The organism is Burkholderia sp. BCC0397 (assembly GCF_902832865.1).
Classification (GTDB): domain Bacteria; phylum Pseudomonadota; class Gammaproteobacteria; order Burkholderiales; family Burkholderiaceae; genus Burkholderia.
Map to the genome: position 1 here is coordinate 595682 of NZ_CADFDL010000002.1, position 22675 is coordinate 618356.

General features: G+C 62.6%; 22 protein-coding genes, 1 tRNA gene and 2 rRNA genes. 13 read left to right on the forward strand and 12 right to left on the reverse strand.

Annotated features, from left to right (window positions below):
- Window positions 1-25: 25 nt before the first annotated feature.
- From HWX03_RS07565 to HWX03_RS07590, 6 genes are all read left to right on the forward strand, one after another.
- Window positions 26-101: transfer RNA gene (locus tag HWX03_RS07565), tRNA-Ala, on the forward strand.
- Window positions 102-391: 290 nt separating this feature from the next.
- Window positions 392-3273 (forward strand): 23S ribosomal RNA (locus HWX03_RS07570).
- 152 nt (window positions 3274-3425) lie between these two features.
- Window positions 3426-3538 (forward strand): 5S ribosomal RNA (gene rrf, locus HWX03_RS07575).
- A 249-nt stretch (window positions 3539-3787) separates the two neighbouring features.
- Window positions 3788-4192: a Cu(I)-responsive transcriptional regulator gene (cueR, locus tag HWX03_RS07580; protein ID WP_027784959.1), complete on the forward strand. Its 405-nt coding sequence runs from the start codon at window positions 3788-3790 to the stop codon at window positions 4190-4192.
- 215 nt (window positions 4193-4407) lie between these two features.
- Window positions 4408-4554 (forward strand): DUF3563 family protein, encoded by a 147-nt coding sequence (locus tag HWX03_RS07585; protein WP_006478295.1) that lies wholly within the window; start codon window positions 4408-4410, stop codon window positions 4552-4554.
- Window positions 4555-4702: 148 nt separating this feature from the next.
- Complete coding sequence (locus HWX03_RS07590; RefSeq protein WP_244107419.1) at window positions 4703-5038, forward strand: hypothetical protein; 336 nt, start codon at window positions 4703-4705, stop codon at window positions 5036-5038.
- A gap of 15 nt (window positions 5039-5053) precedes the next feature.
- Here the strand turns inward: HWX03_RS07590 and rlmJ are convergent, their stop codons facing one another.
- Window positions 5054-5899, reverse strand: coding sequence for a 23S rRNA (adenine(2030)-N(6))-methyltransferase RlmJ (rlmJ, locus tag HWX03_RS07595; protein ID WP_174434813.1), 846 nt, complete (start codon window positions 5897-5899; stop codon window positions 5054-5056).
- Window positions 5900-6010: 111 nt separating this feature from the next.
- Entirely contained in the window at window positions 6011-6982 is a 972-nt protein-coding gene (locus tag HWX03_RS07600; protein ID WP_175870870.1) for an aldo/keto reductase, read from the reverse strand.
- Window positions 6983-7146: 164 nt separating this feature from the next.
- Between HWX03_RS07600 and HWX03_RS07605 the strand changes: the two genes are divergently transcribed.
- Window positions 7147-7935 (forward strand): 3-hydroxybutyrate dehydrogenase, encoded by a 789-nt coding sequence (locus HWX03_RS07605; protein ID WP_175870871.1) that lies wholly within the window; start codon window positions 7147-7149, stop codon window positions 7933-7935.
- 120 nt (window positions 7936-8055) lie between these two features.
- Here HWX03_RS07605 and HWX03_RS07610 read toward each other — a convergent pair whose 3' ends face one another.
- Complete coding sequence (locus HWX03_RS07610) at window positions 8056-9255, reverse strand: amino acid aminotransferase (RefSeq protein WP_175870872.1); 1200 nt, start codon at window positions 9253-9255, stop codon at window positions 8056-8058.
- 259 nt (window positions 9256-9514) lie between these two features.
- On the opposite strand from HWX03_RS07610, the gene uvrB reads away from it, so the two are divergent.
- The 5 genes from uvrB (at window position 9515) to HWX03_RS07635 (ending at window position 15067) form a co-directional block, all read left to right on the forward strand.
- Window positions 9515-11605, forward strand: coding sequence for an excinuclease ABC subunit UvrB (uvrB, locus tag HWX03_RS07615; protein WP_175819465.1), 2091 nt, complete (start codon window positions 9515-9517; stop codon window positions 11603-11605).
- A 227-nt stretch (window positions 11606-11832) separates the two neighbouring features.
- On the forward strand, window positions 11833-12384 hold the full coding sequence (locus tag HWX03_RS07620) for an iron transporter (RefSeq protein ID WP_006483880.1): 552 nt from the start codon (window positions 11833-11835) through the stop codon (window positions 12382-12384).
- Window positions 12385-12439: 55 nt separating this feature from the next.
- Window positions 12440-12772 (forward strand): cupredoxin domain-containing protein, encoded by a 333-nt coding sequence (locus HWX03_RS07625; RefSeq protein WP_174387796.1) that lies wholly within the window; start codon window positions 12440-12442, stop codon window positions 12770-12772.
- A 58-nt stretch (window positions 12773-12830) separates the two neighbouring features.
- Entirely contained in the window at window positions 12831-13673 is an 843-nt protein-coding gene (locus HWX03_RS07630; protein ID WP_027784952.1) for an FTR1 family protein, read from the forward strand.
- Window positions 13670-15067, forward strand: coding sequence for a 4Fe-4S binding protein (locus HWX03_RS07635; protein WP_175870873.1), 1398 nt, complete (start codon window positions 13670-13672; stop codon window positions 15065-15067). The genes HWX03_RS07630 and HWX03_RS07635 overlap by 4 nt, the downstream gene beginning before the upstream one ends.
- Window positions 15068-15344: 277 nt before the next feature.
- Here the strand turns inward: HWX03_RS07635 and HWX03_RS07640 are convergent, their stop codons facing one another.
- The 3 genes from HWX03_RS07640 to HWX03_RS07650 all read right to left on the reverse strand — a co-directional run bounded on the left by HWX03_RS07640 (window position 15345) and on the right by HWX03_RS07650 (window position 17183).
- On the reverse strand, window positions 15345-15590 hold the full coding sequence (locus HWX03_RS07640; protein ID WP_175870874.1) for a hemin uptake protein HemP: 246 nt from the start codon (window positions 15588-15590) through the stop codon (window positions 15345-15347).
- Window positions 15591-15730: 140 nt separating this feature from the next.
- Window positions 15731-16213: an SRPBCC family protein gene (locus HWX03_RS07645; RefSeq protein WP_175819466.1), complete on the reverse strand. Its 483-nt coding sequence runs from the start codon at window positions 16211-16213 to the stop codon at window positions 15731-15733.
- Window positions 16214-16310: 97 nt separating this feature from the next.
- On the reverse strand, window positions 16311-17183 hold the full coding sequence (locus HWX03_RS07650) for a pirin family protein (RefSeq protein WP_175870875.1): 873 nt from the start codon (window positions 17181-17183) through the stop codon (window positions 16311-16313).
- A gap of 121 nt (window positions 17184-17304) precedes the next feature.
- Between HWX03_RS07650 and HWX03_RS07655 the strand changes: the two genes are divergently transcribed.
- Window positions 17305-18279, forward strand: coding sequence for a LysR substrate-binding domain-containing protein (locus tag HWX03_RS07655; RefSeq protein ID WP_027784947.1), 975 nt, complete (start codon window positions 17305-17307; stop codon window positions 18277-18279).
- Between the two features lie 364 nt (window positions 18280-18643).
- Here the strand turns inward: HWX03_RS07655 and HWX03_RS07660 are convergent, their stop codons facing one another.
- The 6 genes from HWX03_RS07660 to bfr all read right to left on the reverse strand — a co-directional run bounded on the left by HWX03_RS07660 (window position 18644) and on the right by bfr (window position 22556).
- Window positions 18644-19072, reverse strand: a complete 429-nt coding sequence (locus HWX03_RS07660) for a biopolymer transporter ExbD (protein WP_006478310.1) — start codon at window positions 19070-19072, stop codon at window positions 18644-18646.
- 13 nt (window positions 19073-19085) lie between these two features.
- Window positions 19086-19820, reverse strand: coding sequence for a MotA/TolQ/ExbB proton channel family protein (locus HWX03_RS07665; protein ID WP_006483875.1), 735 nt, complete (start codon window positions 19818-19820; stop codon window positions 19086-19088).
- A 35-nt stretch (window positions 19821-19855) separates the two neighbouring features.
- Window positions 19856-20581 carry an energy transducer TonB gene (locus tag HWX03_RS07670; protein ID WP_175870876.1) on the reverse strand — a complete coding sequence of 242 codons (726 nt, stop codon included), beginning with the start codon at window positions 20579-20581 and terminating at the stop codon, window positions 19856-19858.
- Between the two features lie 218 nt (window positions 20582-20799).
- Window positions 20800-21036 carry a (2Fe-2S)-binding protein gene (locus HWX03_RS07675; protein ID WP_006482749.1) on the reverse strand — a complete coding sequence of 79 codons (237 nt, stop codon included), beginning with the start codon at window positions 21034-21036 and terminating at the stop codon, window positions 20800-20802.
- Window positions 21037-21187: 151 nt separating this feature from the next.
- On the reverse strand, window positions 21188-22045 hold the full coding sequence (gene murI / locus HWX03_RS07680) for a glutamate racemase (RefSeq protein ID WP_175870877.1): 858 nt from the start codon (window positions 22043-22045) through the stop codon (window positions 21188-21190).
- 34 nt (window positions 22046-22079) lie between these two features.
- Window positions 22080-22556 carry a bacterioferritin gene (gene bfr, locus HWX03_RS07685; protein ID WP_006762677.1) on the reverse strand — a complete coding sequence of 159 codons (477 nt, stop codon included), beginning with the start codon at window positions 22554-22556 and terminating at the stop codon, window positions 22080-22082.
- Window positions 22557-22675 lie beyond the last annotated feature (119 nt).

Sequence of the window (22675 nt, forward strand, 5' to 3'; positions counted from 1 at the left end):
ACACCTGAGGTCATCTGTACTCAATGGGGGCATAGCTCAGCTGGGAGAGCACCTGCTTTGCAAGCAGGGGGTCGTCGGTTCGATCCCGTCTGCCTCCACCAATCACCAACGCTAAGGGCTTGGTTCAGAGACTGAACCGAGAATTTTGCATTGGCGATTGAGCCAGTCAGAGCGGTACGTAGTACGTATCGGCTGTCGTTCTTTAACAATCTGGAAGAAGTAAGTAATTTGGATAGCGGAAGCGTCTTGAGATGGACGTGGAAGTTATCCGGGTTGTGATTGTATCGATGTATCTCAAGATGATTCGAACTCTAAGTTTGACTCAATTGGAATACGGCACAACGCGAGAACTCAACCTGTAGCGACTGTCGATGAGACAGACTCGTTATAGGGTCAAGCGAACAAGTGCATGTGGTGGATGCCTTGGCGATCACAGGCGATGAAGGACGCGGTAGCCTGCGAAAAGCTACGGGGAGCTGGCAAACGAGCTTTGATCCGTAGATGTCCGAATGGGGAAACCCGGCCCTTTTGGGTCATCCTAGACTGAATACATAGGTCTAGTGAAGCGAACGCGGTGAACTGAAACATCTAAGTAACCGCAGGAAAAGAAATCAACCGAGATTCCCAAAGTAGTGGCGAGCGAAATGGGATGAGCCTTGCACTCTTTATTTGTATTGTTAGCCGAACGCTCTGGAAAGTGCGGCCATAGCAGGTGATAGCCCTGTAGGCGAAAACAGTATGAAAGAACTAGGTGTGCGACAAGTAGGGCGGGACACGTGAAATCCTGTCTGAAGATGGGGGGACCATCCTCCAAGGCTAAATACTCGTGATCGACCGATAGTGAACCAGTACCGTGAGGGAAAGGTGAAAAGAACCCCGGGAGGGGAGTGAAATAGATCCTGAAACCGCATGCATACAAACAGTCGGAGCCTCGTAAGGGGTGACGGCGTACCTTTTGTATAATGGGTCAGCGACTTACGTTCAGTAGCAAGCTTAACCGTATAGGGCAGGCGTAGCGAAAGCGAGTCCGAATAGGGCGTTCAGTTGCTGGGCGTAGACCCGAAACCAAGTGATCTATCCATGGCCAGGATGAAGGTGCGGTAACACGTACTGGAGGTCCGAACCCACTAACGTTGAAAAGTTAGGGGATGAGCTGTGGATAGGGGTGAAAGGCTAAACAAACTTGGAAATAGCTGGTTCTCTCCGAAAACTATTTAGGTAGTGCCTCGTGTCTCACCTTCGGGGGTAGAGCACTGTCATGGTTGGGGGGTCTATTGCAGATTACCCCGCCATAGCAAACTCCGAATACCGAAGAGTGCAATCACGGGAGACAGACATCGGGTGCTAACGTCCGGTGTCAAGAGGGAAACAACCCAGACCGCCAGCTAAGGTCCCCAAATATAGCTAAGTGGGAAACGAAGTGGGAAGGCTAAAACAGTCAGGAGGTTGGCTTAGAAGCAGCCACCCTTTAAAGAAAGCGTAATAGCTCACTGATCGAGTCGTCCTGCGCGGAAGATGTAACGGGGCTAAGCTATATACCGAAGCTGCGGATGCGAGCTTTGCTCGCATGGTAGGAGAGCGTTCTGTAAGCCTGCGAAGGTGTCTCGGAAGGGATGCTGGAGGTATCAGAAGTGCGAATGCTGACATGAGTAGCGATAAAGGGGGTGAAAGGCCCCCTCGCCGTAAGCCCAAGGTTTCCTACGCAACGTTCATCGGCGTAGGGTGAGTCGGCCCCTAAGGCGAGGCAGAAATGCGTAGCTGATGGGAAGCAGGTCAATATTCCTGCACCATTGTTAGATGCGATGGGGGGACGGATCGCGGAAGGTTGTCCGGGTGTTGGAAGTCCCGGTCGCTGCATTGGAGAAGGCGCTTAGGCAAATCCGGGCGCAGGATTCAAGGGTGTGGCGCGAGCTCCCTAGGGAGCGAAGCAATTGGAAGTGGTTCCAAGAAAAGCCTCTAAGCTTCAGTCTAACGATGACCGTACCGCAAACCGACACAGGTGGGCGAGATGAGTATTCTAAGGCGCTTGAGAGAACTCGGGAGAAGGAACTCGGCAAATTGGTACCGTAACTTCGGGATAAGGTACGCCCTTGTAGCTTGATGCCCCTGCGGGCAAAGGGTGAAGGGGTTGCAATAAACTGGTGGCTGCGACTGTTTAATAAAAACACAGCACTCTGCAAACACGAAAGTGGACGTATAGGGTGTGACGCCTGCCCGGTGCCGGAAGATTAAATGATGGGGTGCAAGCTCTTGATTGAAGTCCCGGTAAACGGCGGCCGTAACTATAACGGTCCTAAGGTAGCGAAATTCCTTGTCGGGTAAGTTCCGACCTGCACGAATGGCGTAACGATGGCCACACTGTCTCCTCCCGAGACTCAGCGAAGTTGAAGTGTTTGTGATGATGCAATCTACCCGCGGCTAGACGGAAAGACCCCATGAACCTTTACTGTAGCTTTGCATTGGACTTTGAACCGATCTGTGTAGGATAGGTGGGAGGCTATGAAACCGGAACGCTAGTTTCGGTGGAGCCGTCCTTGAAATACCACCCTGGTTTGTTTGAGGTTCTAACCTTGGCCCGTGATCCGGGTCGGGGACAGTGCATGGTAGGCAGTTTGACTGGGGCGGTCTCCTCCCAAAGCGTAACGGAGGAGTACGAAGGTACGCTAGGTACGGTCGGAAATCGTGCTGATAGTGCAATGGCATAAGCGTGCTTAACTGCGAGACCGACAAGTCGAGCAGGTGCGAAAGCAGGTCATAGTGATCCGGTGGTTCTGTATGGAAGGGCCATCGCTCAACGGATAAAAGGTACTCTGGGGATAACAGGCTGATACCGCCCAAGAGTTCATATCGACGGCGGTGTTTGGCACCTCGATGTCGGCTCATCTCATCCTGGGGCTGTAGCCGGTCCCAAGGGTATGGCTGTTCGCCATTTAAAGAGGTACGTGAGCTGGGTTTAAAACGTCGTGAGACAGTTTGGTCCCTATCTGCCGTGGGCGTTGGATATTTGAAGGGGGCTGCTCCTAGTACGAGAGGACCGGAGTGGACGAACCTCTGGTGTACCGGTTGTCACGCCAGTGGCATCGCCGGGTAGCTATGTTCGGAAGAGATAACCGCTGAAAGCATCTAAGCGGGAAACTCGCCTTAAGATGAGATATCCCTGGGGACTAGATCCCCTTGAAGGGTCGTTCGAGACCAGGACGTTGATAGGTCAGGTGTGTAAGCGCAGTAATGCGTTCAGCTAACTGATACTAATTGCCCGTAAGGCTTGATCCTATAACAAGTCTGCCTTGTAGATCGGCGCCGTGCGCAAGCACTGGCCGCGATCCAAAGCGACAAGTTGGATTCTCGTGTGTGATACACACAACCTAAATTACTGCTTCTTCCAAGATTGGTTGCGCTGCGAAGCAACGCAACAACCCCCTTTGCCTGATGACCATAGCGAGTCGGTCCCACCCCTTCCCATCCCGAACAGGACCGTGAAACGACTCTACGCCGATGATAGTGCGGATTCCCGTGTGAAAGTAGGTAATCGTCAGGCTCCCTAAGCCAGAAACCCCCGCCCGACAAGGCGGGGGTTTTTGCATTTCGGCGCCCAAAAAAGCATCCGGCGCAGCGCGCCCATTCCTCGTCACGCCAACGGCGTACGCGCCAGATCAGTCATCTGCGCTCCAGCTGCCAAGCCTTCCCCGGAACGAAGCCCCGCGATTTGATACGATCGAAATGTCGTCGACGAGGGCATCCGTCGACATTCGTGTTCGAAACCAGGGCTTGATGAAGAGGGCGGGGAATGAATATCGGCGACGCGTCGCGCGAATCCGGAGTCAGCGCGAAAATGATCCGGTACTACGAACAGGTCGGCCTTCTTGCGCCGAGCAAGCGTACCGATGCCGGCTACCGGATCTACGGCGCGGACGAAATCCATATCCTGCGGTTCATCCGTCAGGCGCGACGACTCGGCTTTCTCGTCGAGGACATTCGCAAGCTGCTGATGCTCTGGCAGGATCGCTCACGCGCCAGCGCCGAAGTGAAATCGATCGCGCTCGAGCACGTGGCCGAACTCGACAAGCGCATCGCGGAGCTGAGCGACATGCGCGACACGCTGGCCGATCTGGCCGCGCACTGCCATGGTGACGGGCGGCCTGAATGCCCGATTTTGGCGCGCCTGGCCGACCCCGTCGGTGAACCAAATTAGTGCGCGCCCTCGAGCCTCAAAACAGGCTCAGACTCCCTGTCATTAAAAATCAATGGGTTAGGTCCGATCTGCTCGCCTTCATTCCAAATTGGAATGGTCTCCATGCAAGTTTTTCACTGGCATCTTGGTGCGGCATCGCTATAATTCGGGATAACCCTATACGGGAAATCCCTGAATCTCGATTCACCAGGGGTCCCTCTTCCTTGGAGAACGTCATGATCGCCTACATCGTTGAAAAGCTGAGCAACTGGTTCGAATCCGCAGAACGTGAGCGCCGTGAGGCTTACCTCGCTACGTCGTCGGACATCGTCCAGCTCGAGAGCCGCATCCGCTCGCTCGAGACCAACGGCTACTCGCTGTAATCGGAGTCACCGTCAGGTGCCGAGCGGCACCGAACGATAAGCAAGCCCCGTATTGACGGGGCTTTGTTTTTTTTGTGCGTCGGATCTGGCGAAATCGTCGGTGCAGCGCTATGGTATGGACCTGCTTTTCATCTTGAAGGACACGATCATGCGTTTGCGTGTCGATGTGCGTCGAAGTGCTCGCGCGCGTCTCGTTCTGGGCGCGGCCGTGCTCGTTCATGGCCTCGCGGCCGGTGCCGCGACGTCGTCCAAGCCGCTCGTGCTCGATACGCAGCGCGGTATTCAGGACGGCAAGGGCGGGTTGGTGTTGCAGACGGCACCGTTGTCGCCGGAGCCGATCGTCGAGCCCGCAGGCATGCGTGCTCCGGCCGGGCAGGCGCCGAACACGTCGGTCCCGCTGTTCGTCGCACCGTATATCAATGTTCCCGCGTGGGGCGGCCAACCGGCCTATCAGCCGAGGCTCGCGCCGAGACCGCAGCCGTAACGACCGGTCGCCCGATCAGTTCCCGCGGTGCTCGATCTGACAGCGGGCGCCGCTATCCTGTCCCAGCATCTCGACCAGGTAGGGCAGTGCCTCTTTCATGCTCTGAGCGAGCGTATACGGTGGATTCAGGATGAACATCCCGCTGCCGTAGAGGCCCAGTCCGTCTGTCGGCGGATTCGACACCGTCAGCGTCAGGTGCAGCCAGTTGTTCGGTTGAAGGCGCTTCAACTGTTCGGGAAAGCGTTGCGATTCCAGCCGCGTGACCTGCGGGTACCAGATTGCATAGCAGCCGGTCGCGAAACGCTTCAGGCATTCCGTCATGCAACTCACCACGCGGGCGTAATCCTTCTTGTCCTCGTAGGACGGATCGATGAGCACCAGTGCGCGTCGCGGCGGCGGCGGCAGCAGCGCCTTGATACCTTCGAAGCCGTCGCCGGCGAAGATCATCGCGCGTCGTCCCGCGTCGCGGAAATTGTGGCGCAGCACATCGATTTCCGTCGTGTGCATTTCGAACAGGCGCATACGATCCTGCTCGCGCATCGACCGCCATGCGATGTACGGGGAGCCCGGATAGAAGTGCAGTTCGCCGTCGTCGTTCAGCGAGCGGACTTCATCCACATAGTCGCCCAGCGCCTCCGGCAGGTTCTTTTCGTTCCACAGCCGGCCGATGCCGGTATCGAATTCCGACGTCTTCGCTGCATAACCGTCGCGCAGCGAGTACACGCCCGCGCCTGCGTGCGTATCGATGTACCAGTACGATTTGTCTTTCTTGTTCAGGTAGCGCAGCAGCTGGACGACGACGGCGTGCTTGAGCACGTCTGCGTGGTTGCCTGCGTGAAAACCGTGACGATAACTGAGCATGGCTGGCTGCCTGAAACGAAAGGTGAATCGATGAAAGCGGTCGATCGTGCGCGGCCGTCAGGCCGGGCGCCGATGCGGCCGCGTATTGTACGCGAGTGGCCGCAAGTCGCCTTACTCGTATGCGTCGCCGACCACCGCCTCGATGCGTTGCTTCACATCCGGCGTCAGCTTCGCGGCAACGTCGAGCGCGCGCATGTTTTCGCCGATCTGGTCGATCCGCGATGCGCCCGTGATGACCGAACTCACGCGCGGATTCGCGAGCACCCATGCGATTGCCAATTGGCCGGTGCTGCAGCCGAGTTCGGCCGCAATCTCGCCGAGCCGTTCGACGATGTCGTTGGCGGCCCGATCGGTCAGGCGTTCGCGCATCCAGTCGTAGCCCTGCAACTGCGCGCGGCTGCCGGCCGGCACGCCGTTGCGGTACTTGCCGGTGAGCAGCCCCGACGCCAGCGGGCTCCAGGTCGTGAGGCCGAGACCGTAATCGTCGTAGAGCCGTGCATATTCCTGTTCGACCCGGATGCGGTGGAACAGGTTGTACTGCGGCTGTTCGACGACCGGCTTGTGCAGATGATGCCGCTCGGCGATCTCGCATGCTGCGCGGATCTCGTCGGCGCTCCATTCCGACGTGCCCCAGTACAGCGCCTTGCCGCGCACGATCATGTCGCTCATCGCCCAGACGGTTTCCTCGATCGGCGTATGCGGATCGGGGCGATGGCAATAGACGAGGTCGACATAGTCGAGCTGCAGCCGGCGCAGCGAGCCGTCGATCGCGTTCAGCAGGTATTTCCGGTTCAGCGTGTGATACTGGTTCGGGGCTTCCGCGAGCCCCCAGAAGAACTTCGTGGACACGATATAGCTGACGCGCGGCCAGTCGAGCGATTTGAGCGCGTGGCCCATGATTTCCTCGGATTTGCCGCCGGCGTAGACCTCGGCGTTGTCGAAGAAATTGACGCCCGCGTCGCGTGCCGCGGCAAGGCATTCGCGCGCGACCCGCTGGTCGACCTGGTTGCCGTATGTCACCCACGAACCGAGGGAAAGCTCGCTGATCTGCAGGCCGGAGCGGCCTAGCCGTCGATAGTGCATGAGAACCTCCTGCCGAACGGAATCGACCTTAAGCTTAGACGTTTTGCGCGCGAACGGCGGGGCCGATCGTGCACAATGACGGCTGGCACGCCGATACGATTTCGCGATGAGCGCGGATACGGCGGGCGCGTGTTTTATCGATCCGATAACGGGAGGAGACGGACATGGCAGCAGATCTGAATGGCAAGACCGCAGTCGTCACGGGCGCCGCGAGCGGCATCGGCAAGGAAATCGCGCTGGAGCTGGCCAAGGCAGGCGCGGCCGTCGCGATCGCCGACCTGAACCAGGACGGCGCGAACGCGGTTGCCGACGAGATCAACAAGGCAGGCGGCAAGGCGATCGGCGTCGCGATGGACGTGACCAACGAGGAAGCCGTGAACAGCGGCATCGACAAGGTGGCCGAAGCGTTCGGCTCGGTCGACATCCTCGTGTCGAACGCCGGCATCCAGATCGTCAACCCGATCGAGAACTATTCGTTCTCCGACTGGAAGAAGATGCAGGCGATCCACGTGGACGGCGCGTTCCTGACGACCAAGGCCGCGCTCAAGCACATGTACAAGGGCGATCGCGGCGGCGTCGTGATCTACATGGGCTCGGTGCACTCGCACGAAGCGTCGCCGCTGAAGTCGGCGTATGTGACGGCCAAGCACGGGCTGCTCGGCCTGGCCCGCGTGCTGGCGAAGGAAGGCGCGAAGCACAACGTGCGCTCGCACGTCGTGTGTCCGGGCTTCGTGCGCACGCCGCTGGTCGACAAGCAGATTCCGGAGCAGGCGAAGGAACTCGGCATCAGCGAAGAGGAAGTGATCAAGAAGGTGATGCTCGGCAATACGGTGGACGGCGTGTTCACGACGGTGCAGGACGTCGCGCAGACGGTGTTGTTCCTGTCGGCCTTCCCGAGCGCCGCGCTCACGGGCCAGTCGGTGGTCGTCAGTCACGGCTGGTTCATGCAGTAACGCAGGGGCGGGCGGCGTAGCTGCCCGCCGCATTGGACGGCACAAAAAAACGCGCTCCGTGGAGCGCGTTTTTCATGTCGGCAGGGCGGGGGCCGGTGACGGCCGCCACCCGGCGCCGCGTTACTTCAGGACCGCTGCGACCGCCTGGGCGACCGCGTCGAGGTTGCGCGTGTTCAGTGCGGCGACGCAGATCCGGCCCGTGCCGACCGCATAGATGCCGAACTCGTCGCGCAGGCGATCGACTTGTGCCGAGGTCAGGCCCGAATACGAGAACATCCCGCGCTGCGCGTTGATGAAGCTGAAATCGCGATCGACGCCGCTTGCCTTCAGGCGCTCGACGAGACCGTTGCGCATCGCGCGGATGCGGTCGCGCATTTCGCCGAGTTCCTGCACCCACGAAGCGTGCAGTTCCGGCGACGCGAGCACCGCGGCGACCACCGCGCCGCCGTGGGTCGGCGGGTTCGAGTAGTTCGTGCGGATCACGCGCTTCAGTTGCGACAGCACGCGCGTGGCCTCTTCCTTGCTCGACGTGATGATCGACAGCGCGCCGACGCGCTCGCCGTACAGCGAGAACGACTTCGAGAACGACGACGACACGAACGCGTTCAGGTCGGCCGCGGCAAACAGGCGCACGGCAGCGGCATCGGCTTCGATGTTCTCGCCGAAGCCCTGGTAGGCCATGTCGAGGAACGGCACGAGGTTGCGCGCCTTCACGACGTCGACGACCTGTTGCCATTGCGCTTCGGTCAGGTCCACGCCGGTCGGGTTGTGGCAGCACGCGTGCAGCACGACGACCGTGCCGGCCGCGTAGCTGTTCAGCGCCGACAGCATGCCTTCGAAGTTCACGCCGTGGGTGGCCGCGTCGTAATACGGGTACGCGACGACCTCGAAGCCGGCCGCTTCGAACAGCGCGCGGTGGTTTTCCCAGCTCGGATCGCTGATCGCGACCTTCACGTTCGGATTCACGGTGCGCAGGAAATCGGCGCCGATCTTCAGCGCGCCCGTGCCGCCCAGCGCCTGGGCCGTGACCACGCGGCCCGCCGCGATCAGCGGCGAGTCATCGCCGAGCAGCAGCTTCTGCACGGCCGCATCGTAGGCGGCGATCCCGTCGATCGGCAGGTAACCGCGCGGCAGGCCGGCCTCGACACGCGCCTTCTCCGCGTCGCGAACCGCGCGCAGCAGCGGAATCTTGCCGTCTTCGTTCGTGTACACGCCGACGCCGAGGTTGACCTTGGTCGGACGCGCATCGGCGTTGAAGGCTTCGTTCAGGCCCAGGATCGGGTCGCGGGGAGCAAGCTGGACAGCGGAGAAGAGCGACATGATGATTCGGCAGTAGTGAAAAGAGGGTCAGGCTTTCAGCCGGCGGGGCGGGCGCAGTGGAGCGCGCCAGCGGCGCGACGCCGGGAAGCGCAGCAGCCTGACATTGTAGCGAATTCGCGCTGGCGGGGGCGGTGATTCCGTCGCGATCGGGGCGGCGAATCGCGAATTCGGGCGGCCGTCGCGCGTCAGGAGCCGACAGCAGTTCGCGCGGCCGCGAAGCGCTAGAATGCTTTCTTTGCCCTTGCTCCGGCCGCATTCCATGTCCGAACATCATGCCGAAGTCGGCGACGCGCTTGACGAATCCAAATTCGTCACTTTCGAAGGGTCGCCGTTCCAGCTTTACCAGCCCTATCCGCCCGCGGGCGACCAGCCGACCGCGATCGACACGCTCGTCGAAGGCATCGGCGACGGCCTTGCCTTCCAGACGCTGCTCGGCGTGACCGGTTCGGGCAAGACCTTCACGATGGCCAACACGATCGCGCGGCTCGGCCGCCCGGCGATCGTCTTCGCGCCGAACAAGACGCTCGCGGCCCAGCTTTACGCGGAGTTCCGCGAGTTCTTCCCGCGCAACGCGGTCGAGTATTTTGTCTCGTACTACGACTACTACCAGCCTGAGGCCTACGTGCCGCAGCGCGACCTGTTCATCGAGAAGGATTCGTCGATCAACGAGCACATCGAGCAGATGCGGCTGTCGGCGACGAAGAGCCTGATGGAGCGCCGCGACGTGGTGATCGTCGCGACGGTGTCGGCGATCTACGGTATCGGCAATCCGTCCGAATACCACCAGATGATCCTGACGCTGCGCACCGGCGACAAGCTCGGCCAGCGCGACGTGATCGCGCGGCTGATCGCGATGCAATACACGCGCAACGAGCAGGATTTCCAGCGCGGCACGTTCCGCGTGCGCGGCGACACGATCGACATCTTCCCGGCCGAACACGCGGAAATGGCCGTGCGCGTCGAGCTGTTCGACGACGAGGTCGAGACGCTGCACCTGTTCGACCCGCTGACCGGGCGCGTGCGGCAGAAGATTCCGCGTTTCACCGTGTATCCGTCGTCGCACTACGTGACGCCGCGCGACACCGTGATGCGCGCGGTCGAGACGATCAAGGACGAATTGCGCGAACGGCTCGAGTTCTTCCATCGCGACGGCAAGCTCGTCGAGGCGCAGCGCCTCGAGCAGCGCACGCGCTTCGATCTCGAGATGCTGCAGGAGCTCGGCTTCTGCAAGGGCATCGAGAACTATTCGCGGCATTTCTCGGGCGCGGCGCCCGGCGATCCGCCGCCGACGCTCGTCGACTACCTGCCGCCCGATGCGCTGATGCTGCTCGACGAATCGCACGTGCTGATCGGCCAGCTGAACGGCATGTACAACGGCGACCGCGCGCGCAAGGAAAACCTCGTCAATTACGGATTCCGCCTGCCGTCGGCGCTCGACAACCGGCCGCTGAAGTTCCCCGAGTTCGAGCGCAAGATGCGCCAGGTCGTGTTCGTGTCGGCCACGCCGGCCGACTACGAGAAGCGCGTGACGGGGCAGATCGCCGAGCAGGTCGTGCGACCGACGGGCCTTGTCGATCCGGAAATCGAAGTGCGGCCGGCGAGCTCGCAGGTCGACGACGTGCTGACCGAGATCAACGCGCGCGTGAAGGCCGGCGAGCGCGTGCTGATCACGACGCTGACGAAGCGCATGGCCGAACAGCTGACCGAGTTCCTGGCCGACCATGGCGTCAAGGTGCGCTACCTGCACAGCGACATCGATACGGTCGAGCGCGTCGAGATCATCCGCGACCTGCGGCTCGGCACGTTCGACGTGCTGGTCGGGATCAACCTGCTGCGCGAGGGCCTCGACATTCCCGAAGTGTCGCTCGTCGCGATCCTCGACGCGGACAAGGAAGGCTTCCTGCGCGCCGAGCGCTCGCTGATCCAGACGATCGGCCGCGCCGCGCGCAACGTGAACGGCAAGGCGATCCTCTACGCCGACAACATGACCGAATCGATGAAGCGCGCGATCGGCGAGACCGAGCGGCGCCGCGCGAAGCAGATTGCCCACAACGAGAAGATGGGCATCACGCCGCGCGGCGTCGTGAAGCGCATCAAGGACATCATCGATGGCGTCTACAACGCAGACGATGCGCGCGCCGAGCTGAAGGAAGCGCAGCAGCGCGCGAAATTCGAGGACATGTCGGAAAAGCAGCTCGCGAAGGAAATCAAGCGTCTCGAGAAGCAGATGGCCGACTACGCGAAGAACCTCGAATTCGAGAAGGCCGCCGCGACCCGCGACCAGCTTGCCGTGCTGCGCGAACGCGTGTTCGGCGCGAACGTCGGCGACCACATCAGCGGCGGTCGGTAAATCTTTCCAAGCGTCACCGAATCCTTTTGGTAAAGCGCCTGTAAGCCTTGTCGGATCAGGGGTTTACGGCGCTCTCCATTTGTTCCGAAACGGGTTCGGTGCTAAACTCCCCCAAGTATTGAGAATAGTTCGCATTAACGTTCGTCATCGCGTTAGTGTTTCCAGCGGGCGGCCCGGCGGCGGCTCGTATGTCGTCAAGATAGTCAGACAAATAACAAGGAGTGTCCATGTTGGGTTCTTCGTTCATCCGCACGACGGTTGCGGTAGCGGCGGCGCTGGCCGCGATGTCGGCCTCGGCGGCCGAGTATCCGATCGGCAAGCAGCAGATCCAGGGCGGCATGGAAATCGGCGCGGTGTATCTGCAGCCGATCACGATGGACCCGGAAGGCATGATGCGCAAGGCGTCGGATTCCGACATCCACCTCGAGGCCGACATCCATGCGGTCAAGAACAACCCGACCGGTTTCGCGGAAGGCGACTGGATGCCGTACCTGCAGGTCACGTACAAGCTGACGAAGCAGGGCGACACGAAGTGGAAGGCCGAGGGCGACCTGATGGGCATGGTCGCGAGCGACGGCCCGCACTACGGTGACAACGTGAAGCTCGCCGGCCCGGGCAAGTATCACCTGACGATGGTCGTCAAGCCGCCGATGCAGTCGGGTCACATGGCGTTTGGTCGTCACGTCGACAAGGAAACGGGCGTGGGCCCGTGGTTCAAGCCCATCACGCTCGAGTACGACTTCCCGTTCGCCGGTATCGGCAAGAAGGGCGGTTACTGATCGGTGGCATCACGAACGGCGCGCTTCGGCGTGCCGTCGGCGTAGAGAACCCAGAATGAAAATTCCCCAGAAAATCGTTGCTGCAGCCGCTGCGCTGTGGCTTGCCGGCGCGGCGCATGCGGCCGATCTGCCGACGTTCAAGCTCGAGATGACGGATGGCAAGCTGACGCCCGCCCGCATCGAAGTACCGGCCGGCCAGCGTTTCAAGATCGAGATCAGGAACACCGGCAAGGGCGCGGCCGAATTCGAGAGCGTGCAGTTGCGCAAGGAGAAGGTGCTCGCGCCGGGCGCCGATTCGTTCGTGGTCGTCGCCCCGCTGTCGCCGGGCGAATACAAGTTTTTCGACGATTTCCACCAGCAGGCACAGGGCGTGATCGTCGCGAAGTAACGCGTCTTATCTGCGCGCGGGCGCACCAGTCCCTTGCCCCGCGCGTCAGGAGGTATCGATGGGTCAGATCTTGTTCATCGTCTGGCGGGAGAGCGTCGAAGCGCTGCTCGTCGTCGGCATTCTCTATGCATGGCTGAAAAACGGCGACGACGACGCGCGCCGCGGCCTGCCTTTCCTCTGGGCCGGCGTCGGCGTCGGCCTGCTGATGGCCGTTGGCCTCGGCGCCGCGCTGGTCGGGTTCACCGAAGTGTTGTCCGGCGACGCGCAGGACTATTTCCAGACGGCGATGGTGCTGATCGCGTGCGTGCTGATCGTGCAGATGGTGCTGTGGATGCGCCGGCACGGCCGCACGCTGAAGCGCGACATGGAGCAATCGCTGCAGCAAAGCACGCGCGATTCGAACTGGTGGGGCGTCGCCGTGCTGGTCGCGCTCGCGATCGCGCGTGAAGGCAGCGAGACGGTGATCTTCCTGTACGGCCTCGGTTTCGGCCAGTCGGGCCACGTCGACGGCAGCCAGATGCTCGCGGTCGTGATCGGCCTCGGTCTCGCGTTCCTCACGTTCTATCTGCTGCAGCTCGGCGGCAAGTACTTCTCGTGGCGGCATTTCTTCCGCGTCACCGAAGTGATGCTGCTGTTCCTCGGTGCGGGCCTGTTCCAGACCGGCGTCGACAAGCTGATCGACAAGGAAATCCTGCCGCTCGGCATCTCGCAGGTGTGGGATACGTCCGCGATCCTCGATGATTCGGGCACGTTCGGCTCGCTCGTTGCGACGCTGACCGGCTATCGCGCGCACCCGGCGCTGACCAACCTGGTGGCGTATGCGGTGTACTGGGCAGTCGTCTGGCTGCTGATGAAGCGCGCGAGCCGTCGTCCGGCCGTTGCAGCGGGTCGCGCGGCATGAGCGTTGTCGCCGCAGTCAAACCTGGCTGGCTCGCGCAGGCCGGCCAGTGGATGCAGCGCCACGGTGCGCTGATCCGCGGTATCCAGTGGATCGTCGTCGCCGTCTACGCGTTCCTGATCATCGTGCCGGCGGTGTTGCCGCTGCCGGACGATTCCGCGCATCTGTGGAACAACCTCACGCTCATCGCGCAGTTCGCGTTCTGGGGCATCTGGTGGCCGTTCGTGCTGCTGTCGATGGTGATGCTCGGGCGTGTCTGGTGCGGCGTGCTGTGCCCGGAGGGCGCGCTCACCGAATACGCGAGCAAGTTCGGTCGCGGCGGCCCGATTCCGCGCTGGATCCGGTGGGGCGGCTGGCCGTTCGTCGCATTCGGCATCACGACGATCTACGGGCAGATGGTGAGCGTGTACCAGTACCCGCTCGCGGTGCTGTTCGTGCTCGGCGGCTCGACCGTCGGCGCGATCGTGATCGGCGTGCTGTACGGCCGCGAGAAGCGCGTGTGGTGCAAATACCTGTGCCCGGTCAACGGCGTGTTCGGGCTGCTCGCGCGGCTCGCGCCGATGCGCTACAAGGTCGACGAGGATGCGTGGCGCCGTTCGTACAAGAACGGCGAGCACGGCCATCGCGTGATTCCGATCAACTGCGCGCCGCTCGTGCCGTTGCGCAACATGAAGGGCGCGGCGGACTGCCATATGTGCGGCCGCTGCAGCGGGCACCGCGATGCGATTTCGCTGTCGCTGCGCTCGCCGTCCGACGAAGTCGTGAACCTCGGTGCGGAGCGGGCCAACCCGTGGGACACCGCGCTGATCCTGTACGGCCTGCTCGGCGTGGCGATCGGCGCGTTCCACTGGACCGTCAGCCCGTGGTTCGTGCAGATCAAGCAATGGCTCGCCGGCTGGCTGATCGACCACGACATCACGTGGCCGCTCGAGACCAATGCGCCGTGGTTCCTGCTCACGCACTACCCGGATCGCAACGACGTGTTCTCCTGGCTCGATGGCGGGCTGGTCGTCGGCTACATCGTCGGCACGGGGCTCGTGTACGGCACGGCGCTGCTGGTGTTGCTGGCCGGCGCCACGCTGATGCTCGGCCGCTTCGATCGCGTGCGCCTGCATCACCTCGCGCAGGCGCTGATCCCGATCGCGGGTGCAGGCGTGTTCCTCGGGCTGTCGGCCACGACGCTGTCGTTGCTGCGCGCCGAGCATGTGCCGCTCGGCTGGGCAACCGATGTGCGCATCGCGATTCTGGTCGGCGCCAACGTATGGAGTGCGTGGCTCGCGTGGAAGGTGACGGGGCGCTATGCGGCGTGGCCGCGCCGGCTCGCGGCCTTCGCGTGGTTTGCCGTCGGGCTGGCCGTCGTCGACAGCGCATGGTGGTTGATGTTCTGGGGGTTCTGAAGCGGCGCGCATGCCGCTTCTCGCTGCCCGCGCATTGACGGCAGCCACGATACCCGGGCGACGCGCTTCGCGCATTGGCGGCTCCAACAAAAAAGCGACACGTCCATCGACGTGTCGCTTTTTTTCTTCCTTGTGCGAGAACCAAAAAAGTGGCTTGGCTTGCTGCAACGGCTGCTTGAGTGTGTTTGCACGAAGGGGTCTAGATCTCGCGTGCAAGCCGTTACGCTGGCTACTGCCCAACACCTCTCAGGGAGGTGGTCCCCACAATACTCGGTCGTTACTTCGTCAGGATCAGTTTGCCGAGCCGCGTGGCGCGCAACTGATAAGTCTCTCCGTTATGCGCGATGCTGACGTGGCTTTGGCCTTGCAGCAGCGCATCGCTGTTGACGACCCGCGTGCCTGCATCGCGGTTGCCGGCGGGTTTCGCCGGCGTGGTGACCGCTGCCGTCTTCGGACGGCTGCTGGCTGCGGTGCTGGTGGTGCGGTGCAGGGTCAGCGTGGTCGGGCGCATGGTGTCGGTCATTCGGTTTGATCGGTGACTGTCGATACGATGGAATGAATTCTAAATGATAACTATTCCCATTTACAAAAACTCTTTATCGATCGAAATGACAGCTCTGATAGCTTGAATCAAAAAGGGCGGCCCGCAGGCCGCCACGGGGTTCAGTGCAGCGGATCGGGATCCTTGCGACCCTGCGCGTATTCGCGGATCAGGCGAACGGTGTCGATATCCGACGTGCGGTACGCCTCCTTGACGATTCCGTGCGTCTGTCGCGCATCTTCACTGTCGTCCGTGACCGTCAGCGTCGTGCGGTACTCGAAACGCAGGAACAATTCGTGGTCTTCGCGCTCCTCGATCGTCATCGTCAAGGAGCCGCCGATTTCGCCATCGGCCGCGCGGATGTCGTAGCGGACCTGCTGGTTCGGCGTGAACGTCACCTGGTCGCGCACGGTCGCGTGGCCGTAATGCAGTTCGCGTTCGAGCGTCGTGTCCGTCCGTTCGTGGATGACGCAGCTGTCGAGGCCCATCACGAACAGTTGCGGCTGTTCCGCACGCAGCACGAGACCTTCCCAGAGCTGGTCGCGGGTGAGGGTCGGCACGGCCGGATCGTCGGAGTTGATCTGGATCAGATGTTCGAAGTTCAAGGGGGCGGGTTCCTTCTGGTGGGTGCGTGGCCACATGGTTCAAGAAGTTATTGTGACGCAAAACCACCGGCTTCGCGGCACCTGCGCCCCATCTGGTTCACACTTCGATGCGCCCCATGCGGCCGCTCTGGTAGTCGACGACGGCCTGCCGGATCTCTTCCTCGGTATTCATCACGAACGGGCCGTAACGGACGATCGGCTCGTTGAGCGGCACGCCGCCGATCAGCAGCAGGTCGAGCGACGTGTCGCCGGCAGCGAACGTGACGGTGTCGCCGTCGTCGCCGTAGACGATCATGTGCCGTGCGTCGACCGCCTGCCTGTCGGGCCCGTAGAGGCCCGTTCCGTCGATCGGATAGGCAAACACGCGATAACCGGCCGGCACGGGCTGCGTGACCGTTGCGCCGGGCTCCAGCGTGAAGTGCTGATAGAGGATCGGCGTGCGCGTCTCGATCGCGGCCTGTACGCCGAATGCTTCGCCGGCGATGACGCGTACACGCGCGCGGCCGTCCGGCGACGTCGCGGTCGGAATGCGGGCAGCCGGGATCTCCTGGTAGCGCGGCGCGATCATCTTGTCGCGGCGCGGCAGGTTGACCCACAGCTGGAAGCCGTGGGAGCGCCCGCCTGCCTGGGCGAACGCCGGGTCCGGCATCTCGCTGTGCACGACGCCGGCGCCGGCCGTCATCCACTGCACGTCGCCGGGGCCGAGTGTGCCGGCATGACCGGACGAGTCGCGATGGCGGAAGCGTCCATCGAGCGCGTAGGTCACGGTCTCGAAGCCGCGATGCGGATGGTCGGGCGCACCCACGGCTTCGCCGGGGGCATAGTCGACGGGGCCCATTTCATCGAGCAGCAGGAACGGATCGAAATCCATCAGCAGCCGCGTCGGGAACGGGCGGTGAACCACGAAGCCGCCGCCTTCGGTGGTGCGAAGCGCGGGGTAGGTGCGATCAAGCGAGCGAGCAGTGGTCATGGGAAGCCCTCGAAATCATCGGAATAGCGTTATTTTTGAAACATAGCGCTATTATATTGGGGGTTTTACCGTTCGATTTGCGGCGGTTCGCAATGGATTGTTCTGAAATTGGAACGATGAGATGAATATCGATGCACATAACCTGAACGACCTGATGTACTTCTCGCAGGTCGTCGAACATGGCGGCTTCTCGGCCGCCGAGCGCGTGCTGGGCATCTCGAAATCGCGCCTGTCGCGGCGCCTGACCGAGCTCGAGGCGGCGCTCGGCGTGCGCCTGCTGCAGCGTTCGACGCGCAAGCTCGCACTGACCGAGGCGGGGGAGCTGTTCTACCAGCATTGCCAGGCGATGCTCGCCGAAGCGCGGGCCGCGATGAACGCGGTGCAGCAGTTGCGCGCGTCGCCGCGCGGCTCGGTGCGCGTCAGCGTGCCGGTGACGCTGTCGCAGACGATGCTGTCGCGCATCCTGCCCGAATTCCTGCGCCGCTATCCCGAGGTGAAGGTGCATGTGCGCGTGACGAATCGCGTGATCGACCTGTTCGAGGATTCGATCGACGTCGCGTTGCGCGTGCGCTCGGAGCCGCCGCAGAACGCCAACATCGTCGTGCGGCCGCTGTGGCGCACCGAGCAGATGCTGGTCGGCGCGCCGAGCCTGCTGAGCCAGAATGCGCCGCCGTTGGCGCCGGACGACCTGACCGGCTTCGAGACGCTCGATACGCCGAGCGTTGACGGCCGGCACGTATTCAACCTGATCGCGCCGGACGGAACGCGCCACGTGCACGAGCATGATCCGCGGCTCGTGACGGCCGACCTGATGACGATCCGCGAGGCCGTGCTCGATGGCCTCGGCATCGCGGCGCTGCCGGAGATGATGTATGGCAACGCGCTGCGCGCGGGGCAACTGTCGCCCGTGATGCCGGGCTGGACGCTGCCGGTGCCGCAGCTGTATGCGGTGTTCGTATCGCGGCAGGGGATGCCGCCTGCGGTACGTGCGTTCGTCGATTACCTGGTCGAGAAGCTCGACCATGGCGCGTACAAGGAGCCAGGTTGCCCCGAGCGCGCGAAGAAGGAAGCGGCGGCCGATGTTTCGGCGACCTGAACACGTCGCGCACGACGACGCAAATTTGTTTTGTCATTGAAGCGTCGCCTGCAATCGCAAGTTTCAATCGCCTGAACCTTGAATGCGTGCGCGGGCGGGCCTATATTGAAATCCCATTTCGTGAAGGAAGTTCTAAGCGAAATCAGGTGGCCGCATATATTGCGAGCCAGATAGGGCAGAACGCGCAGTCCGTGCAGACCACGGCAGAGTCGCATTTGCGTTGCTCGAGGCGCAACCGATACCGCCAAAGAGCCCGCCGCCCGAAGGCGCCCGCGTGCGCATGAAAAAAGGCCTTCATTTGGCGATGAAGGCCTTTTACTTTGTGGTGCAGTTGCTGCTGGCGGCGGGGTCGAACGTGCGCGCGTTACTTCGCTTTTGCGCCGGGCTCCGTCACGAAGCCGAGCTTCGTCAAGCCGCCTGCCTGTGCATCCGACATCACTTCCGCGACGTGCTCGTACGCCACCTTGCGGTCCGCGCGCAGGTGCAACTCCGGCTGCGGCGTGCGTTTCGCGGCTTCCGCGATGCGTGCCTGCAGCTGTTCGCGCGTGACCGTGTGGTCGTCCCACAGGATCGTGCCGTCGCCCTGGATCGCGACGTCGACGGTCTGCGGCTTTTCGTCGACGGGCTGGCTGCTGGCGTGCGGCAGGTCGATCTTCACCGCATGCTGCATCGCCGGGATCGTCACGAGAAAAATGATCAGGAGTACGAGCATGACGTCGACGAGCGGCGTCATGTTGATCTCGCTCATCACGGCATCGTCGTCATCGTCGCTGAAACCGGTGTTCATGGCCATGGTTCACCTCGTCTCAGCTGGCGGCGCGCGATGCGAGACGCAGGCCGTCGCGCGTCGACGACGACGCGAGGCTCGCGCCCGTCACGAAGTACGCGTGCAGGCCGTGTGCGAAGCGGCGCAGCTTGCTGACGACGCCCTTGTTCGCGCGGGTCAGCGCGTTGTAGCCGAGCACCGCGGGAATCGCGACGAACAGGCCGAAGGCCGTCATGATCAGCGATTCGCCGACCGGGCCCGCGACCTGGTCGATCGACGTCTGGCCGGTGGCGCCGATCGCGAGCAGCGCGTGGTAGATCCCCCAGACCGTGCCGAACAGACCGACGAACGGTGCCGTGCTGCCGACCGATGCGAGGATCGCGAGGCCGCTCTGCATGCGCGAAATGCCTTCGTCCATCGTGTCCTTCAGGCAGCGCGTGACCCAGTCCGATACGTCCATGCGATCGTGCAGGTGCGGTTGCGTCTGATGGTGGTGGTCGGCGGCTTCCTTGCCCGACAGCGCGAGCGCGAGGAACGGGTTGTCGTTCGGCGTCGATGCGGCGAGGCCGAGCTTCTTGATGCCGTCGTCGAAATTGTCGGAATGCCAGAATGCCTGTTCGGCGTTCTTCGTGAGGCGGTTCAGGCGGATCACGTTCCAGCCCTTGATGACGATCACGATCCACGACAGGACCGACATCACGAGCAGCGTGATCGCAATGGCGCGCGTGACGAAATCACCTTGCGCCCAGACGTGCGCGATACCGTAGCTTTGCATTTTTTGTTTCCTTTGAATCTTCCGGATGAGGCAGGTTAGTCGGTGAGCCCGAAGCTGTAGGGCTGTGTGCGGGCGGCGCGGATCGCCTGGCCGTTCTCGATGTACGGACGGCAGGTGGTCGAGCGCATCGCGTCGAGTGCGGCATCGTCGAGGCGCGGATAGCCGCTGCTCTTCTGCAGATCGATGCTTTCGATCTTGCCGGTCACGCCGACGACGAAGTGAACATAGGCGGTGCCCGATTCGCCGCGGCGGCGCGACATCGACGGATAGTCGGGCTTCACGAAGTTGCATTGGAGCGTCGGCACGTTCTTCGGTGCGCTGACCTGCATCGTTTCGCGCGCCGGGCTCGGCGTGGCGGCCGGTGCCGCGGGAGCGGGTGCGGCGGCAGCAGGTGTCGGATCGGCGGCGGGTACGGGCGACGGGGCCGGCGACGGCGCAACCGGCTGCGGGGTCGGCTTTGCCGCCTTCTGCACCGGCTTCGGCTCGACCTTCGGCTTCACGCGCGGCACGGGCTTCGGCGGCGCGGGCTGCGGGATCGATTCGGCCGCGACCTGCTGCGCGATCGGCGCAGGCGTGATGAGCTGCGCGGTGATCGTCTGGACCTCGACCGATTTCGGCGGCGGCGCGTTGCGATGGAGCCACGCGGCCGTCAGCATGATCGCGTGTGCGGCAAGCACGCCGACCGCGACGACGATCACTCGGGGATTCATACGTGGTGCAGCCGGCATGGCGCCGGCAGGAGCGAGATGCAAAGCCTGCATGTTAGCTTGAAAGAACGACGTCGCACCCGGGGCGCGGCAGGTGAATCGGCATCACTTGCGGAAGATCAGCAGCGAGATGCAAACGGTGGTTACGAATCCGATCAGCAATTCCATCACAGGCTCCTTGGCAGGTAAGCCGTTGGCTCGCGCAGACGGTGGCTTGCTGACGGTCAAAACAAAAAATGCGGCCTGGGCCGCATGCGCAGGCTCGGCGCCGCTCAGGCCGCCTTGCGGTCGTAGAACGTGACCGGGATCGGATGCGCATGATGCTCGACACCGCACCGGCTCGCGCAGACGCCTTGCTCGGCCATGAGGTCGCGTACGGACTCCTCGCACTTGCCGCAGCACGTGGCCACGCCGAGCTCGAACTGGAGTTCATCGAAAGAGTTCACGCCCTCGGCGAGGGACGCGCGAATCTTGCGATCGGAAACAGACTTGCACACGCAGACGATCATGATGAGTTGCGATAGCTAACGTTAATGCGAATTATTATCATTAATTTTTCGGGCGTTGACAAGCCTGGGTCGGGCTTTTTTTAAGCTCATCGGACCCTTGAAACGGTGGGAGGCGGCGAAGCCGCGGTGGAGGCGGGCGTGCCGGCCCGCGTCAGGCGGTCGCGCAGGCGTGCGCGTTCGGCGAGGAAATGGTGACGGATTCGACCGGCGCATCGAGGCCGAGCAGCGTCGACGCGAGCGCGCGCAGTTGCAGGCCGTCGCTCGTCGAGCAGAAGCGCGGCGGCGCGGCATGCGTGCCGGCCGGTGCGCGCAGCCCGCGTTCGTCGAGTACCCGCGCGAGCTGGCGGGCGATGGCATCGCTCGTGTCGACGATCGTCAGGCGCTCGCCAACAAGGTTACGAATCGTTTCTGTGAAGAACGGGTAGTGCGTGCAGCCGAGTACCAGCGTATCGGCGCCGTCGTCGAGCATCGGCTGTATGTAACGCTCAAGCAACGCGCGCAACGCGGGCGAGTTCGTGTCGCCGCGTTCGATCGCCTCGACGAGCCCGTGGCCGGGCTGGCAGATGAAGCGGCGGCCCGCGCCGTAGCGGTCGAGCAGTGCCTGGAAGCGCGGGCTGTTCAACGTCGATTGCGTGGCGAGGACGCCCGCGACGCCGGTCGCGGACAGCGCGGCTGCCGGCTTGATGCCCGGCTCGACGCCGACGAGCGGGATCGACAGGCGTTCGCGGATGGCCGCGATCGCCCGTGCCGTCGCCGTGTTGCACGCGATGACGAGCGCCTTCGCGCCTTCGCGGGCGAGCCACTCGCCGATCGCCAGCGTGCGTTCCGTGATGAACGCCTCGTCGCGCGGGCCATACGGCGCGTGGTGCGAGTCGGCGACGTAGACGAACGACTCGTCGGGCAGGTGCGCGCGCGCGGCGCGCAGCACCGACAGGCCGCCGAGCCCCGAGTCGAAGATGCCGACAGGGGCGGCGGCGCGCGGCGCGGGGGCGGCGGACGGGTTCGTCATCGTCGGGCGGGCGGCGGGCTGGCGGGTGGCGCGATTACTCGGCCGAACCCATCATCGTTTGCTGATAGTTCTGCAGGCCGACCTTGCCGATCAGGTCGATCTGCGTTTCGAGCCAGTCGATGTGCTCTTCGGTGTCGTCGAGGATCTTTTCGAAGATCTCGCGCGACACGTAGTCGCGAACCGATTCGCAGTAGGCGATCGCTTCCTTGCAGGTGGTCTGCGAGATCTGCTCGAGCTTCAGGTCGCACTTCAGGATCTCTTCGGTTTCCTCGCCGACGAGCAGCTTGTGCAGGTCCTGCAGGTTCGGCAGGCCGTCGAGCATGAACACGCGCTCGATCAGCCAGTCGGCATGCTTCATTTCGCCGATCGACTCGTCGTATTCGTGCTTGCCGAGCTTGTCGAGGCCCCAGTGCTTGTACATGCGCGCATGCAGGAAGTACTGGTTGATCGCCGTGAGTTCATTCTTCAGTTGGGCGTTCAGATATTCGATGACTTTCTTGTCGCCTTGCATGGCTGTTCCTTGTTCAGTGGGGCTTCAGAAACCGAACGATAATCGCTCGAACGAGAAAAGCCAAGCCTCGAAGCCTTGTCGGGCCTGCCTTTTGCGTGTAATGAGAATCAGCCTTGAAC